Below are 15,736 nucleotides of genomic sequence, written 5' to 3' on the forward strand. Positions count from 1 at the left end.
TTGCGCCGCACGTCGCTGAGCTTTCGGTGAATTAACTTTTCAGTCTCTAACCATCATTAATTCTTCAAAACCTCTTAAAATCCTTTCTCACTTTGCAATTATAAAATAAAAAAGCATGACATTTTATCGTCATGCTTCGCCTCATTGTTTTCAATGAATAATCTTTTTTAGTCCTAACTTATTAAGAACCTTTTACCCAGTAAAGGACTTTTTTATTTGTTGACACTCTCACTTCTCAAATACAAAATTAATTTTATTCTCTTTCCACTCTAGCTTCGCATCAAACGTTTTATCATTCTTCTTAAACCCTTTAATTAAATCTGTCAGTTCGTCTTTTAAGAGCTTAGTCATATTCTTTTGCGAAATCGTTTTTCCTAGTATCTTTTTAGAAATAGTAAAGTCACACTGCGTTGTATTATAATTCGAACAACCGTAAAAAGTAGATTTGTCAATCACATCACCATCACACTTTTTACATTTCCCTACTTTTTTACCTGTTGTAAACTTTGATCCTTTACGTTCAATCGATTCAACATGTAATCCGGTAAAATCCCATTTCTCAGACATTTCAACCGCATCTTCAATAATCTTCGCTGATAATTTTTTCGTTTGTTCCATAAAAGTTGCTGGTGAAGCTGTCCCTTCCCCAATTTCTGCAAGACGCTGCTCCCACTTTGCTGTCATTTCTGGAGAGGCTAAAATTTTATCCCCAATTGCGGTAATTAATACTTTCCCTTTATCGGTTGCATACACTTGGTTTTTCTTCACATCAATATACTTACGGTCTTTCAACATTGTAATGATGCCTGCACGAGTCGCTTCAGTCCCTAAACCTTCTGTCTTTTTTAAGACCTTCTCAAGCTCTTCATTATCTAAATACTTCCCAGCTGTCTTCATTAGCGTAATAAGTTGTCCTTCTGTATAACGCTTTGGCGGCTGCGTTTTTCCTTCTTTCACTTTCACCTTTACAACTTTTCCTTGTTCACCTTCTGCTACGATTGGAAGAATGGTTTCATCGTCTTTATCATCTTGGAAAATAACTTTGCGCCATCCTTCTTGAATTTGCTGCTTCCCTTTTGAAATAAATTCCGCACGTCCATCAACAAGTGTTGTAATTGTTGTATAGTCAAAAATCGCAACTTCATAATGAGCCGCAATTAATCTTCTAACAATCATATCGTAAATTTTCTTTTCATCCCCAGATAGTTTACCTGGATTTGTAACCTGTTCCGTTGGAATGATAGCGTAGTGATCCGTAACCTTTTTCTCATTTACATACCGCTTATTATTCATAATAGATTCAATCGGTGCTGGTAACAATTCTTTATAATCATCAAATTGGCTTAATTTTTGTAAGATGTCAGGAAACGTTGCTGCTTCCCCTTTTGTTACATAGTTAGAATCCGAACGTGGGTAAGAAACAATCCCTTTTTGATATAACGCTTGTGTAATATCAAGAGTCTTTTTCGGCGAAAACTTAAATGCTTTGTTTGCAGTTGCTTGCAGTGATGATAAGTTAAATAAAAACGGTGGTTGAAACTCTTTCCGCTCCGTTTTCATTTCTTTTACTTCAGCCGGTTTATTTTGGCAAAATGCTGCAATTTTATTTGCCATATCAGGATCTTTTAAGCGGGACTCATTATCTTTCTCCCACTTTCCTTCATATTTCTTTCCTTCTATATTAAAAGTTGCAAACACTTCCCAAAATGGTTCTGATTTAAAGTTTTCAATTTCCTTTTCACGTTTTACGATTAAAGCTAGTGTCGGTGTTTGTACACGTCCAGCCGAAAACACATCATTCATTCCTTTTTTCTTTAACAAGATACTAAAGACACGTGATGCATTCATTCCAACGACCCAGTCAGCACAAGACCGTGTATATGCTTCATAATATGTATTGATTGTATCTGATTCATCGAGTAAATTTTTGAATCCTTGGTAAATAGCTTGTTTCGTTAAGGAGGAAATCCACAGACGTTTCATCGGTTTTTGCACGTTACAAAGATTAATGATATTTCGTACAATTAATTCCCCTTCACGCCCCGCATCGCCTGCATGAATAATTTCCGTCACTTGCGGATTGTGTAACAACTGTTTCACAACATTAAATTGCTTATACTTCGATTTGGTGACTTCAAATTGAAAACGCTCCGGAATCATTGGTAATGTATCTAATGACCATTTTTTCCACTCAGTGTGATAATGTTCCGGATTACATAACTGCGTCAAATGACCAATTGCCCATGTACAGTAAGCTCCATTTGGAAATAACTCATTTGCTTCCACTTCTAAATAGCCGTCTTTTCGGCGATATTTAAATTGAGAAACAAGGGCCAAACCTTGATCTGGTTTCTCAGCAATAATTAATTTCATTTTATAACTCCCTATCTAAATTCCAATGCTACTTTCATTTTATCTCTTTTTTATAAGTGATGAAAAATATCTATCATTTTTATCATTCACAATTCGTCTTATATTTTTTAGACCTATAATATTATACGCTTAATCTTCACACCTTCACAATAGGGTTAATTATATACGTCTTGTGAACGATAAAAATTCCACTATACTCTTTTCTTTACATTTAACGATTTTCCAATATCTTGACTCCCTCTTTTTCATAAGCAGATACAATAAAGTGAAACCTTAATCAGTGAGTTTTTTCTTCATCACCACTGATTATTAGCCCTCACGAATCGGGCTTTTACGGGCAGCCCGTCCCCCACCTAACTTCTTTTCTTTCGCTGAATTTTGAGGTGGGAGTCTTACTACCCGCGAATAGTGGGATAAAGGAGAAATTATTAATACATTAATCATCCATCCAAACATCAGAAAACGTATTCCATACACAGGTAGAATCACATCACCTTCTACTTCTTCCTTTCATCCTGATATAATCAATATCCTTAATTATTAAACTCTTCTACTAGTAAATCTTTTTACCAACTTAAACAAAAAAGCTGGTCCTCAAAATTTGAAGACCAGCCTTTTTAACTCGCTTTAAAGCCACCACCTAATACATCACGTACATCGTGAATGACAACAAATGCATTTTCATCTTTTTGACTCACGACTTTCTTTAATTGCACGAGTTCTTGTTTATTAATGACAATATATAATACTTCTTTGTTATTTCCTGTGTAACCGCCCTTCCCCTCTAATACTGTTACACCGCGTGTCATATTCTTCATAATAGATTCTCTGATCATGTCTGGATAACTTGAAATAATTGTTACAGCAGTCTTTGTATTCAATCCTTCTACAATAAAATCAATAACCTTTGCACCTATAAATACCGCTACAAGCGTATACATAGCCTTTTCCTGTCCAATAATAAATACTGAACCTGCAATAACTACGATATCAATAATCAATATGCCTTTTCCAACGCTCCAGCCTAAATATTGGTTTGCTAATTGAGCTATGATCGCAGACCCACCTGATGTACCACCTGCACGGAACATAAATCCTAAACCAACACCAACGAAAACACCAGCAAAAAGAGCCGCTAATAATGTATCATGATTTACCGGAGTCGCAATATCTTCTGTGATATATAAAAAGAAAGATGAAGAGACAATACCAAGTATTGTATACACCATTGTTTTTTTATCAAAAAACTTATACCCAATTGCAAGTAATACTGCATTTATTAAAAGGTTTACAGTACCTGGTGACCATTCAAACAAGTAATATGTAATAACTGTAAGTCCAATAATGCCACCTTCAGATAATCGATTTGGAATAGCAAAAAAGTTAATTCCAATCGCAAACAACAATGATCCAATTACGACAAGTGCTATTTCTTTTACTCGTGCGTTCATTACTTTTCCCCCTATCTACCCCAATACATATTTTTTATCCTAATTTCATCTCAGAGAATCAAGCGAATTCTTTCCATTTTTCTGCATGTTTCTCTATCATTTCAATTAATTTCTTCATTGCAGGAGTTAACCATTTACTTTTATGGTACGCCAATTCAGTTGTAACGAAATCTTCACTATACGTCCATGGCAGTACACTTAGCTTTCCTTGCTCGACTTCTTCTTTAACCGTTATAAACGGTAAATAAGATATTCCTAGCCCACACATAACGGTTTGCTTAATCGCCTCAATACTCCAAAAATGAATATGGGAACAATTAATTCCATCTTCTTTAATCCGTCTTTCTAGCAAATCTCGATAACTCCCTGGCTCTGTGAGCAACAACATTTCTCCTTCTAAATCAGCAGGACTAACGCTCACTTTTTTTGTTAACGGATGTTTCGGCGGAGCAATAAGCACAATCTTCTCTTGAACAAGAGAATGAGTAACGATGTCTGCCCCCAGTTGTTCCGGATGTGTAAATAAAGCAAAATCAAATTTCCCTGATTTTAATTCATTATGCAACTCTTGACTCTCTGATGGTTGTAAAATGATATGGACTTGTGGATACTTCCTTTTAAATTCATATAAAACAGCAGGTAATCGATAAATCATTAAAGACTCATTCGCTCCAATGCGTATTGTTCCTGACGATTTGCCGTTCATTTGAGATGATTCCAATGCTTCGTTTGATAATTCCAATATTTTATGTGCATAAGAAAGCATATGCTCTCCTACCTCAGTTAAAATTACTCTTTTGCCAAGACGATCAAATAATGGACTCCCAATCTCTTCTTCTAATGATCGAATATGATTGGTGATTGTCGATTGCGTATACCCAAGTTGTTCACCGGCCCGTGTAAAGCCACCGCTTTCCGCTACAATAATAAAAGTTTTCAAATGGCGCAGCTCCATACTTACTCCTCCTGTTGTACAATCATATAATTTCTTGATGTTTTTCTTGTTGTATCCATATCTCCATAATAATGAGAAAATGAATATGTAAGTTACATCGTTTTCTTCTTACGCGAAAATACAGTCCATTATCTAACAAGACATCATAAAAGTCATCATTCTCATGCAATTAGTTGGTTTTAGTAACAATCTCATATATTTTCAACTTGAGCGATTCTCTAATAAAATCATTTATTCTCTATCCTAACTACTCATTAAATAACAGTTCCTGTGCACTCACCTAATCGCTATTATATATTTAGAATACAAATAAATAAAATGAATTATTTTAATAGAAATCATTTATAAAAATGATGGATGAATCTAATATAATATAGTTAGCCCCCTTCTTGGAGAAAAGGGTGGCTTTTTCATTTACAACTATTGACATAATCAAAAAGAAACATTAAAATAACTATAAATTAGTAAGTTACTAATTTATAGTTAAACAAAAAGAGGTGAAGAAAATGAAAAATATATTATTTCGCATTAATGAATTAGCAAAAAAAGAAAAAACTTCAGGACTACAAGAAACGGAAAAACAAGAACAACAAATGTTAAGACAAAGCTATACGAAAGAATTTCGTGGGAGTTTAAATTCCATTTTATTAAATACGACAATTATGGATCCTAACGGAGAAAACGTTACTCCACTTGCTTTACAGCATGCACAAAATCGTATGAACCTAAAAAAATGAAATCTAATATTGATTCAAACAAACCATTTTACAAAATAACATCAACATAAAAAGAGCCGAATTTCTATATTTAGAAATCCTGGCTCTTTTTAGCATGTAATCTAATTATCTCTAATTCTATTACGTCATAATTTAAAGCACTTTTACACTCAAGATAAATCCGCTATTGTAAAAGCACCTGGCAGTAATTGTTCCACTGTTACTTCTTTTTCATCACCTTTTAGGTTTGTCAATAACACTGGCATTTTAGGCTCACAAAACTCTGCAATAACTTGTCTACAAGCTCCGCATGGTGAAATCGGCCCATCTGTTTTACCTGTGATTACCAAATAACTGAAATCGCGTTCCCCTTCTGATACCGCTTTAAATATTGCTGTTCTTTCAGCGCAATTACATAAACCGTAAGAAGCATTTTCTATATTACAACCTGTATAAATTTTATCTTCTTTCGTAACTAACGCTGCACCAACAGGGAATTTAGAATATGGAATATAAGCTTTCTCTAACATTTTTGTCGCTTCTGCAATGTATCTTTTTTTATCCATACTATTTCCTCCTCAAAGTAAATTCCATTCTACTAACCATTAATCAGTAATAATTGTATGAATTAATTTAGGAGTCTCTGCTTTTTCTGATACAGAAATATTTTCATAAATTTTAGCTTTTACATCTTCAACGTTTTCACGATTTGCATAAATCGTAACAAGTGATTCTCCTTCTTTTACAGCTTCTCCCACTTTTTTGCGTAGCATTAAACCAACCGCTAAATCAATTTCATCTTCTTTTGTTGCACGACCTGCTCCTAGAAGCATTGCCGCAATACCAATTTCATCTGCCACAATGTTAGAGACAACACCTGAAGTTTTAGCCGGTACATCAATTACATATTTCGCTTGAGGTAACTTTTCTGGGTGATCTACAATCGAGCTATCTCCGCCTTGATTACGTAAAAACTCTTTGAATTTCTCGATTGCTTTTCCGTTCTTCATAACTTCTATTAGCATTTCACGTGCTTCTTCTAATGTATTTGCTTTTTTACCAAGCACAACCATTTGGCTTCCTAATACAAGTACTAATTCTGTTAAGTCTTCTGGCCCTTCTCCTTTTAGCGTATCAATGGCTTCCTTCACTTCAAGAGCATTACCAATTGCAAAGCCAAGTGGTTGTGACATATCTGAAATAACAGCCATTGTTTGACGACCAACATTATTTCCGATTCGTACCATCGCATGTGCTAATTCTTTCGCATCCTCTTCTGTTTTCATAAATGCACCTGCACCCGTTTTAACATCAAGAACAATTGCATCAGCACCAGCTGCAATTTTTTTACTCATAATTGAACTTGCGATTAACGGTATTGAGTTCACCGTTCCAGTAACATCACGGAGTGCATATATTTTTTTATCAGCAGGCGTTAAATTTCCTGTTTGACCAATAACTGCAACCTTATCGCGATTTACTAAATCAATAAATTGTTCTTTCGTAATTTCGACATGGAAGCCTTCCACTGCTTCTAATTTATCAATCGTACCACCTGTATGACCTAAGCCTCGACCAGACATTTTTGCAACTGGTACATCTAAAGCAGCTACTAATGGTCCTAAAACTAATGTTGTTGTATCCCCAACACCACCAGTTGAGTGTTTGTCTACTTTAACTCCTTCAATCTCTGATAAATCAATTGTTTCTCCAGAATTCACCATAGCCATCGTTAAGTCAGCCCGTTCACGATCAGACATATCTTGGAAGAAAATGGCCATCGCAAGAGCACTCACTTGATAATCAGGTATTGATCCATCTGTATACCCTTTAATGAAGAAACGAATTTCTTCTGTTGTTAATTCTTTACCATCACGTTTTTTCGCAATAATATCTACCATTCTCATCTTAATCACCATTCCTTTTTATATTCTATGAAACTTTTAATATATTAAGCCAACAATCGTTGCTGATAAGAAACTTACTAATGTTGCACCAAAAAGTAATTTCAAACCGAATCTTGCTACTACATTCCCTTGTTTTTCATTTAAGCTCTTAACAGCTCCTGCAATAATTCCAATTGAAGAGAAGTTCGCAAATGAAACAAGGAACACGGATATAATAGCTGTTGTTCTTCCAGAGAAATTAAAGTTCCCTTGTGCTAAATCTGTCATTGCCACAAATTCATTCGATACAAGCTTTGTCGCCATGATGTTACCTGCGTTAACAGCTTCATGCCAAGGAACTCCCATAATAAATGCAAACGGCGCAAATACATAGCCAAGAATTTCTTGGAATGAGATACCAATTACACCTTTAAACACAGCATTGATGAAAGCGATTAAAGCAACGAATCCAATCAGCATAGCTGCTACTGTAATAGCAACTTTAAAACCATCTATTATATATTCCCCTAATACTTCGAAAAAGCTCTTTTTCTCTTCTTCTTGTACTTCTAACATGTCTTCTTCTTCAGTAACCTCATACGGATTAATAATCGAAGCGATAATAAACCCACCAAATAAATTAAGTACTAAAGCGGTTACAACATATTGCGGTTTTAATAAAACCATATACGATCCAACGATAGACATAGAAACCGTCGACATTGCAGACGCACATAATGTGTATAATCTTCTTTCTGATAATAAACCGAGCTGCTTCTTAACCGAAATAAATACTTCTGATTGTCCTAGAATCGCTGAAGCTACAGCATTATACGATTCAAGTTTCCCCATTCCATTTATTTTACTTAAAGCTAAACCAATATATTTCACAATAAATGGCAATACCTTAATGTGTTGCAGGATTCCGATTAAAGCTGATATGAAAACAATTGGCATTAATACCCCTAAAAAGAATGAAAATTCTTTTTGATTTACTAAACCACCAAATACAAAATTAACACCATCACCAGCATACTTTAACAATTGTCCAAAACCATCTGCAATTCCAGCGATTAGCACATTCCCGATGCTTGTATTTAATAGTAAGAAACCTAAAATAAACTGCAGTACAATCATCGTTATAATAGGACGATATTTCACTTTCCTTCTATTATTACTAGCAAGCCATGCAATACCTAACACAATGATCAAGCCTATGATACCGATTACATATTTCATAAAATTCTCCCTCCTTTTCCGTATCCGCTTACATATTTTTCAATTATTAAAGCAATAGATACACTATGTTCCTTAACATTTTGTGTATCTATTACTTCCCATTTCTTATGAATTAGTAGTTATCTGAAGCGCCTTCTTTATCATTTAATACAATTGCAACACTTGCACTTGCACCGATTCTAGAAGCACCAGCTTCAATCATTTTTTCTGCATCTTCACGTGTACGAACGCCGCCAGATGCTTTCACACCAACGTTTGCTCCAACAGTTTTGCGCATTAATGCGATATCTTCTGCAGTCGCTCCACCAGTTGAGAATCCAGTTGAAGTTTTTACAAAATCAGCACCAGCTTTTACAGATAATTCACAAGCACGGACTTTTTCTTCATCTGTTAATAAGCAAGTTTCAATAATAACTTTTACAAGTGCTTTTCCTTTTGCAGCTTGTACAACTTCACGAATATCCTTTTCAACAAATTCATTATCGCCATCTTTTAAAGCACCAACATTGATTACCATGTCTACTTCAGTTGCACCTTTTGCAATTACATCTTTTGTTTCAAATACTTTTGTCTCAGTTGTATTTGCACCTAAAGGGAATCCGATAACTGTGCAAACATCCACATCATGTCCTGCTAATTCTTCAGCAGCTAATTTTACCCATGTAGGATTAATGCAAACAGAAGCGAAATTATATTTCTTTGCTTCTTCTAAAACTTTCATCACATCTTCTTTTGTTGTATTCGGTTTTAAAACTGTATGATCAATTAACTTTGCAATGTTCATTTTCTTCACTCCTCATATCTTTTAACAACTTCATTCTAACCCTTAATTGAACAAATGTAAACACACTTTTGAAATTTTGTTCAATGTTTTTCAGGAGGAAACTATACCCAATAAAACGAATCTTATTTGTAATATAAAACGGGAAACAAAGGATGTGAGTCATTTGCTAAAATCGAAACCCTTTATACTAGCATTACTAATGTGCATGGCACTATCTATATTTGTTTTTCAAAAAAGGAAAGTAATTTTCCAAGAAGGGAACCCAATACCATTTGCTATAGCTATTTCAAAAATGGTTATTCAAGATAAAGAAATGGTAGCAGTAGAACCGACAGATAATGAATATCCTTACTTAGTAAAACGTGGAAAAATGAAACCGTTTATCAATATGATGGAGGAAGATGGTTGGACTTTTGTGGAAAGAGATATAATGGCTAACTCCCTAACTTTTGAAAAAGGAGATCAATCGAAGAGTGTTTCTTATAAATACTATACAAGGTACTATACCCTGATTTACTCATACTAAAATAAACGATATATTCAAAAAAGCTCTCTCAAAAGTATTATTTTGAGAGAGCTTTTTACTTCTAATTTTTTTTATAATTTAAAAGCTCTTTTGCAGTATGCTGATCGATAATCAACACATTCGCATATCCTCCGCTTAATGCACCATCAATTGCTTTTACTTTTCTAGAACCTCCCGCAACAAGAACGGAGCGTTTCTTTAAGCGCAACTCCTCTAAATCAATGCCAATTGTACGCTGATTAATTTCCTCACTGCAAATATTTCCATCTCCATCGAAGAAACGTGAACAAATGTCACCGACAGCTTGTTCCTTCAATAAGCTCATTTCTTCTTTATCTAAATAGCCTAATCGAAATAATAGCGCTTCATCCCTAACAGTTCCAACTGTGAAGATTGCAATATTCGCTTGTTTTCCCATTTCAATAATATGGTGAATATGCCTATCCTGTTCGACTAATTCCTTTGTAACCGCGTTATCAAATATAACTGGAAGCGGTAAGTTTCGTGGTGTTGTTTGAAAGGCATCTGCAAATAAAGCAATCGTTTCATTCGCATATGTATTAACACTCGAGTGACTAATACCTCCTTTTAGTTGAACAACCTCTACTCCTTTTACATGCTGAGGTACAATCTTTCGAGCGATTTCATACATCGTCGTTCCCCAACTCACCCCAACAATATCACCCTTTGTAACAGTCTTCTCCATATACTCAGCAGCATACTTACTAATATATTCCGTAATAGTCGCATACTCTGGTACCGGAGAAAATACGACATGTGCTTCTAATAAATTATATTTTTCTTTAAGTAGATTTCCTACATTATCTAAATCAGCAAATGGATCAGCGATGTTAATTTGAACAAAACCTTTTTCTTTTGCATATTTTAACAGCCTTGAGATGGTCGGTCTGGAGATATTCAGTTTATTAGCAATTTCTTGTTGGCTATAATCCGATTGGTAGTATAATCTTGCAACTTCAACGCTTAATTGTTGTTTCTCTTTATCCATAATAACTATTTATGTATCCTTTCTATATTTTCTAACATCATATGCATTGTACTTACAAGCATTATACCGCTTTATTCCTGAAAATTCGACCATCTGAATTAATAGCCAACTTCCCAAGGATAAAGTGAAACTTTAATCAGTGAGGGGTTCTTTATCCCCACTGATTATTAACCCTCACCAATCGGGCTTTTACAGGCAGGTAATCCCTCACCTAACGGCTTTACTTTCGCTGAATTTTGAGGTAGGGGTCTTACTGCCCGTTAATGCGGGATAAATCACTTCAAAATGACCGAATTATAGCGTGAAAATTTTCACCATCAAGTTTCTCTTTGTTCTCCTTACTACAACATATACGTTTTCTATATCCTCAATTTATTTTACTTTTACATCCTCATGTAATTTTTCTGTATAATTCTTGACATCCTGCCAACTATCTCTAGCTGTATTCAGATCTTCTTTGATAAAAGTAAACTCCTCAGGACTGATAGCTTTTACATTTTGTAACAAATTATTATACTTAGCACCAATTGTATACCACTGATTCGAAATATTGTGAAGAGAAGTAATGGCTGCATCAATTGTTTCCGTCATATTTATTGTTTTATTTTTCACATCAGTCAAAATAGCTACCTCTGCCTGCGCCCCAGAAATTCTCGCCTTTAAATTTTCTATTTCTCTCTCTGCGTTTGCAATATCTTTCTTGGCAACAGCAATCATTGGTCCACCGGCAAGACAAGTAATTAACGCCGCGCAAAGCACTGACCCGGCAATCAGCATATCATTACTTTTTTTAATTGAATCATTATAAGTATTGATTTGCTGCTCTAAAAGTGGAATTCCAGCATTCGTACTTGCTAAAACTGCTGTTAACTGATTTGAATCATCTTTAAAGCTTTTTGTATCTTCTGCCATTCTACTTCGAAACGTTTTTAACTTTTCTAATAGCTTGTCCACTTCACTCTGATTAGTCAAAATAATATTGTATAATTTTTCTAAATCAGATTTCAATTTCCCTCTGTCTTTTTGGTCAACAGCTGCTATTAGACTGCTGTAATAAGACTGAAACGTCCCGTTAAATTCCACTATATTTTGATCTGTTTTCATAATTTGAGGTTTCATTTCATCTAGCCAAAAAGATGCATTCACTTTTGCATCTTTTTGATGCTTGAGCATATTCTCTTTTAAATCACCGTTTATCGAACTTATCTTACCCAAATCTGTTTCTTGTTGATTTTGAATTGTTTTCGCGTACGAATCCATTGCAAATACACTAGATGTTGTTTGCGCCATTACATCTTGGAATCCAGCAGGACCAAGGGAATAGTTTTTATCACTTTCTTGTAATGAATGTATTTGATTTTTTGGTTCTGCTGCAAAAGGATGAAGTGGTACGATATTACTTGTCGTAACCCCAAGAACCATCACTGACAACATGATTTTCTTATAAAACCTCTTATTCATATCTCCACCTACTTTTTGTATAAAGTGAAACTTCTATCAACTGAAATCTTCTTTATCTCAACAATTCTCACGAATAATGAGATTAAAAATCTCCTGCTCAAAATTGAACAGGAGACCTGCATCACATACTTTACGTATTTGAAAGATTTGTCAAACATCTCTATATAAAGCATTAGTGATTCATTATGCTTTTGTGTCTACTACTTTAATATCCTCAGCATAAATCTTTTCAGCATAATCTTTAATATTTTTCCAGCTATCTTTAGCAATACTTAAATCCTCTTTGATGAAAACTAGATCGTTAGGACTAATAGATTCAACATTTTGAAGTAAAGAGTTATATTTTGATCCCATTGTATACCATTGATTTGAAATATTTTGCAGTGCAGTAATAGCTACATCGATCGTATTCGTTAAGTATTCAGTTTGATTTTTAATATTCGTTAAGCCAGCTACCTGTAATTGAGCTTGTGAAATTTGCCCTGTTATCTTTTGAATTTCTGCCTGTGCATTATCAAGTTCTTTCTTCGCTAAAACAATACCAGCTGTTCCTCCTCCTATCGCTGCTGCTCCACCCGCAATGAGTCCAATTCCTAGTGGAGTCCCTGCACCAGTAGCAATTACAACTGCACCACCTATAATAGCAATTGGGCCTAAAGCTGTCGCAACTGATGATCCAATGATAATTGCGTTATATTTACCAATCGCCTCATTATACGTTGTGATTTGATTTTGCATAAGTGGGATTCCAGCATCTTGACTTGCTAAAATAGACGTTAATTGATTCGCATCACCTTTAAAGTTTTGTGTATCTGCTGTCATTTTATTTCGGAATTTTTTTAGGTCTTCCACTAGCTTGTCTACTTTTTCTTTATTCTCTGTAATACTAGTAGATAATCTTGTAAGTCCTTTTGTTAGTGTTGCTTTGTCTTTATTATCTACAGCTGTTACTAACGTATCGTAATAGTTTTGGAATTTCGTATTATAATTAATAATATTTTGGTTCGTAGAAATCAATTGCGGTTTAATTGTATCTAGCCATTGGTTCGCATTTCCTCTAGCAACATCTTGATGATGAACGACTTTTGTTTTTAAAGAATCATCAACTGTCGTTATACCATTAAAATTAACATTAGCTTGTTTAATAATTGTTAAGGCATACAGATCCATTACTAAAGCATTTGACCCTGTTCGTTCCATTGCATCTCTTAAACCATCTGGCCCTAGCGAATACTCAGAGTATTTGTCCGATGCATCTGTTACACTAGCATGAATCGAAATTGGTTTTGTTGTGCTTTCCGCTGCATAAGTATGTGCTGGCAGGATATTACCTGCTGCCACTACTGCCATGATTGCTGATAGAGCCATTACTTTATAAGGTTTTTTTGTCATTTTTCTTCTCTCCCTATATCATTAATTATTATGATGTATAGCCTGCTTATATTTAATGTACCTCTACATTTGTCACGTAATCTTCAAATTGATTCGTTTGTTTAGTCATTTCATCACTTATTCTTTTAAGCTGACTGAATTGTTTTTGGAGTGTATTACTATCAATAGAAACACCTGTTTCAAGATTCGATTTCATTTGAAGCATATTTTCATTCAGTGTCTTCCAATCATGTACCAAATATTCCAAAGTAGTAATTTGTCTATTAATTAGCTCTGTAAAACTTTTTACCTGATCTTCAATAAATGTAATTTCAGTTGCTTGAATTTCAGTTTGTGATAACTTTTGAATAAGCGGAATCAATTCCTTTTGTTTTTGCTGAATTCTAAGAGCCGCTTCCCTCGTTTGACTATCTGCAGCATTTACAATTTCATCGCTAAGAGATCCAATTGATACAAAATCTATTGTTTTCGTTTGAGCTGTTTGATTCGTAATTGTAAAAACTTGCTTCCCAATATTAATTGAGCCTTTAATAATTTCATTTGGTCTATTTAAAATCTTTGTAAGTTCCACTTGAATCTCTTCTTGAATTCTTTTAATATCCGCTCTTATCTGTGCAATATCTCCATTTGAACCCTTTAATGATTGAATTGCTATTTCAGCCTTTTGAGATAGGCTTGCACTATCTTTATCCAATAAATCTTTAAAGCGATTTAACTCAAGTAAAGTTTGTTCCATGTTATCTTGAATCGTTTGTGATTGAACTTGAAGTCTACTAAATGCTCCTACGAATTCTCCCTTTGTTTGTTCATCTTCGTTTACTTTCCCTGCTAAATCATACAACTTACTATAATAGCTATTAAACCTTGTACTATATCTCATCATCTCTTGATTTAAATCAATAAGCTTTGGATTATACTCATCTATCCATTCACGGACATTCGTTTTTGCAAACTTTTGATGATTCGCCAAACTACTCATAGCTTCTACTTTAATATCTGGCTGTTGTAAAATAACTAATCCATACGCTTGTATTAAAGGGGACTGCGACCCTAACATCCTAATCGAGTTTGATAATGTATTTGCAGCCATTACATTTTGCACATATGTTGGATTCAATTCAGATTGCCCCCCTTCTGCGTAAGCGCTTACAGAAGTGAAGCAACTTGTAGATACTGCCGTAACCAATAACCCTGTAATTAAAGTCTTTTTCACTTTAACTCCTCCTAATGTATGAGTAACTAATTATATTTCATATAGATTTAATAACCTGTGTGTTTTTCTTTCCCTTCAATAGGTAAATATAGGAAACGTTCCCATACCTATTAAATGTTTTCAAGTATGTGTCAACTTTATTTCTAACTGCTAGTTTTTTACTTCTTTATTAACAATTCTAATGCTTGCTTGTTTAAAGCAAACTAACAACACTTTCTGAATAAAAAATAGAATAATAATTTACTATACCCACCTCTTTTTAATTAACTAAATTTAAAATGCAGTACTACTTGAACTTAAAATAAATCAGATTTGCTATTCATCATACCTTTATTTACTGAATGAATTTCCTACCATAAATCTCCTTCCAATTCCCTATAAAACTGAGAAGGAAGATTCCATTTATAGATTGCATATGTTACACAAAAATATTATTCATTTTTCACAATTCGCTAATAAAATTATAAAACAAATAGTTGTGTTTAAATTCAAGTTTTATACTGTAGCCTCATTTAAACACAGCTATTTTTCATCGTAAAGGAGTATTTTTTCTTTCGCTATTCCATAGGCTTTTTGTCTTTATTTCAATATACAATAACATTAACTTTATAAAATATTAATAAGAGTACTTTTCATTGAAAAGCACCTTTATCTCTAAAAGAATTTTTATGAAAATAATTATATTAAGATAATTATTTCGAGTGTATGCAATTATGCATACACTCTTTTCA

Annotated in this window: 13 protein-coding genes; 2 read left to right on the forward strand and 11 right to left on the reverse strand. The window is 34.1% G+C overall.

The annotated features are described in order from the left end of the window. Nucleotides 1-228 precede the first annotated feature (228 nt). The 3 genes from topB to J4P91_RS07840 all read right to left on the reverse strand — a co-directional run bounded on the left by topB (nucleotide 229) and on the right by J4P91_RS07840 (nucleotide 4,779). Nucleotides 229-2,373, reverse strand: a complete 2,145-nt coding sequence (topB, locus tag J4P91_RS07830) for a DNA topoisomerase III (protein ID WP_207993489.1) — start codon at nucleotides 2,371-2,373, stop codon at nucleotides 229-231. A gap of 617 nt (nucleotides 2,374-2,990) precedes the next feature. After that, nucleotides 2,991-3,824, reverse strand: a complete 834-nt coding sequence (locus J4P91_RS07835) for a YitT family protein (protein ID WP_207993490.1) — start codon at nucleotides 3,822-3,824, stop codon at nucleotides 2,991-2,993. Between the two features lie 58 nt (nucleotides 3,825-3,882). Beyond that, entirely contained in the window at nucleotides 3,883-4,779 is an 897-nt protein-coding gene (locus J4P91_RS07840; RefSeq protein ID WP_017152231.1) for a LysR family transcriptional regulator, read from the reverse strand. A gap of 506 nt (nucleotides 4,780-5,285) precedes the next feature. On the opposite strand from J4P91_RS07840, the gene J4P91_RS07845 reads away from it, so the two are divergent. Next, entirely contained in the window at nucleotides 5,286-5,516 is a 231-nt protein-coding gene (locus tag J4P91_RS07845) for a DUF896 domain-containing protein (RefSeq protein ID WP_207993491.1), read from the forward strand. Between the two features lie 149 nt (nucleotides 5,517-5,665). On the opposite strand, the gene J4P91_RS07850 is transcribed toward J4P91_RS07845, so the two are convergent. From J4P91_RS07850 to deoC, 4 genes are all read right to left on the reverse strand, one after another. Next, the gene (locus J4P91_RS07850; RefSeq protein ID WP_207993492.1) at nucleotides 5,666-6,061 is read right to left on the reverse strand and encodes a cytidine deaminase; all 396 of its coding nucleotides are present in this window, start codon (nucleotides 6,059-6,061) and stop codon (nucleotides 5,666-5,668) included. Between the two features lie 39 nt (nucleotides 6,062-6,100). Then, entirely contained in the window at nucleotides 6,101-7,402 is a 1,302-nt protein-coding gene (locus J4P91_RS07855) for a pyrimidine-nucleoside phosphorylase (RefSeq protein WP_207993493.1), read from the reverse strand. A gap of 36 nt (nucleotides 7,403-7,438) precedes the next feature. Beyond that, on the reverse strand, nucleotides 7,439-8,620 hold the full coding sequence (locus J4P91_RS07860) for a NupC/NupG family nucleoside CNT transporter (protein ID WP_207993494.1): 1,182 nt from the start codon (nucleotides 8,618-8,620) through the stop codon (nucleotides 7,439-7,441). A gap of 112 nt (nucleotides 8,621-8,732) precedes the next feature. Further along, on the reverse strand, nucleotides 8,733-9,404 hold the full coding sequence (gene deoC / locus J4P91_RS07865; RefSeq protein WP_207993495.1) for a deoxyribose-phosphate aldolase: 672 nt from the start codon (nucleotides 9,402-9,404) through the stop codon (nucleotides 8,733-8,735). Nucleotides 9,405-9,567: 163 nt separating this feature from the next. On the opposite strand from deoC, the gene J4P91_RS07870 reads away from it, so the two are divergent. Beyond that, nucleotides 9,568-9,930 (forward strand): hypothetical protein, encoded by a 363-nt coding sequence (locus tag J4P91_RS07870; protein ID WP_207993496.1) that lies wholly within the window; start codon nucleotides 9,568-9,570, stop codon nucleotides 9,928-9,930. Between the two features lie 61 nt (nucleotides 9,931-9,991). On the opposite strand, the gene J4P91_RS07875 is transcribed toward J4P91_RS07870, so the two are convergent. The 4 genes from J4P91_RS07875 to nheA all read right to left on the reverse strand — a co-directional run bounded on the left by J4P91_RS07875 (nucleotide 9,992) and on the right by nheA (nucleotide 15,005). After that, the gene (locus J4P91_RS07875; RefSeq protein ID WP_207993497.1) at nucleotides 9,992-10,939 is read right to left on the reverse strand and encodes a DNA-binding transcriptional repressor DeoR; all 948 of its coding nucleotides are present in this window, start codon (nucleotides 10,937-10,939) and stop codon (nucleotides 9,992-9,994) included. A gap of 372 nt (nucleotides 10,940-11,311) precedes the next feature. Then, entirely contained in the window at nucleotides 11,312-12,400 is a 1,089-nt protein-coding gene (gene nheC, locus J4P91_RS07880; protein WP_207993498.1) for a non-hemolytic enterotoxin subunit C, read from the reverse strand. A 183-nt stretch (nucleotides 12,401-12,583) separates the two neighbouring features. Then, nucleotides 12,584-13,792 (reverse strand): non-hemolytic enterotoxin subunit B, encoded by a 1,209-nt coding sequence (gene nheB, locus J4P91_RS07885; RefSeq protein ID WP_207993499.1) that lies wholly within the window; start codon nucleotides 13,790-13,792, stop codon nucleotides 12,584-12,586. 52 nt (nucleotides 13,793-13,844) lie between these two features. Next, a complete protein-coding gene (gene nheA, locus J4P91_RS07890; RefSeq protein ID WP_207993500.1) occupies nucleotides 13,845-15,005 on the reverse strand; it encodes a non-hemolytic enterotoxin subunit A in 1,161 nt (386 codons plus the stop codon). Between the last annotated feature and the right edge of the window lie 731 nt (nucleotides 15,006-15,736).

Source organism: Bacillus sp. XF8, from assembly GCF_017498755.1.
In the GTDB taxonomy this organism is placed as follows: Bacteria; Bacillota; Bacilli; order Bacillales; family Bacillaceae_G; genus Bacillus_A; species Bacillus_A bingmayongensis.

Excerpts from the sequence above, each read along its gene's own strand:
- J4P91_RS07875 (WP_207993497.1), bottom strand. The coding sequence starts at position 10,939 with ATGGATAAAGAGAAACAACAATTAAGCGTTGAAGTTGCAAGATTATAC.
- J4P91_RS07850 (WP_207993492.1), bottom strand. The coding sequence starts at position 6,061 with ATGGATAAAAAAAGATACATTGCAGAAGCGACAAAAATGTTAGAGAAA.
- J4P91_RS07835 (WP_207993490.1), bottom strand. The coding sequence starts at position 3,824 with ATGAACGCACGAGTAAAAGAAATAGCACTTGTCGTAATTGGATCATTG.
- nheB (WP_207993499.1), bottom strand. The coding sequence starts at position 13,792 with ATGACAAAAAAACCTTATAAAGTAATGGCTCTATCAGCAATCATGGCA.
- topB (WP_207993489.1), bottom strand. The coding sequence starts at position 2,373 with ATGAAATTAATTATTGCTGAGAAACCAGATCAAGGTTTGGCCCTTGTT.
- J4P91_RS07840 (WP_017152231.1), bottom strand. The coding sequence starts at position 4,779 with ATGGAGCTGCGCCATTTGAAAACTTTTATTATTGTAGCGGAAAGCGGT.
- J4P91_RS07855 (WP_207993493.1), bottom strand. The coding sequence starts at position 7,402 with ATGAGAATGGTAGATATTATTGCGAAAAAACGTGATGGTAAAGAATTA.
- J4P91_RS07860 (WP_207993494.1), bottom strand. The coding sequence starts at position 8,620 with ATGAAATATGTAATCGGTATCATAGGCTTGATCATTGTGTTAGGTATT.
- deoC (WP_207993495.1), bottom strand. The coding sequence starts at position 9,404 with ATGAACATTGCAAAGTTAATTGATCATACAGTTTTAAAACCGAATACA.
- J4P91_RS07845 (WP_207993491.1), top strand. The coding sequence starts at position 5,286 with ATGAAAAATATATTATTTCGCATTAATGAATTAGCAAAAAAAGAAAAA.
- nheC (WP_207993498.1), bottom strand. The coding sequence starts at position 12,400 with ATGAATAAGAGGTTTTATAAGAAAATCATGTTGTCAGTGATGGTTCTT.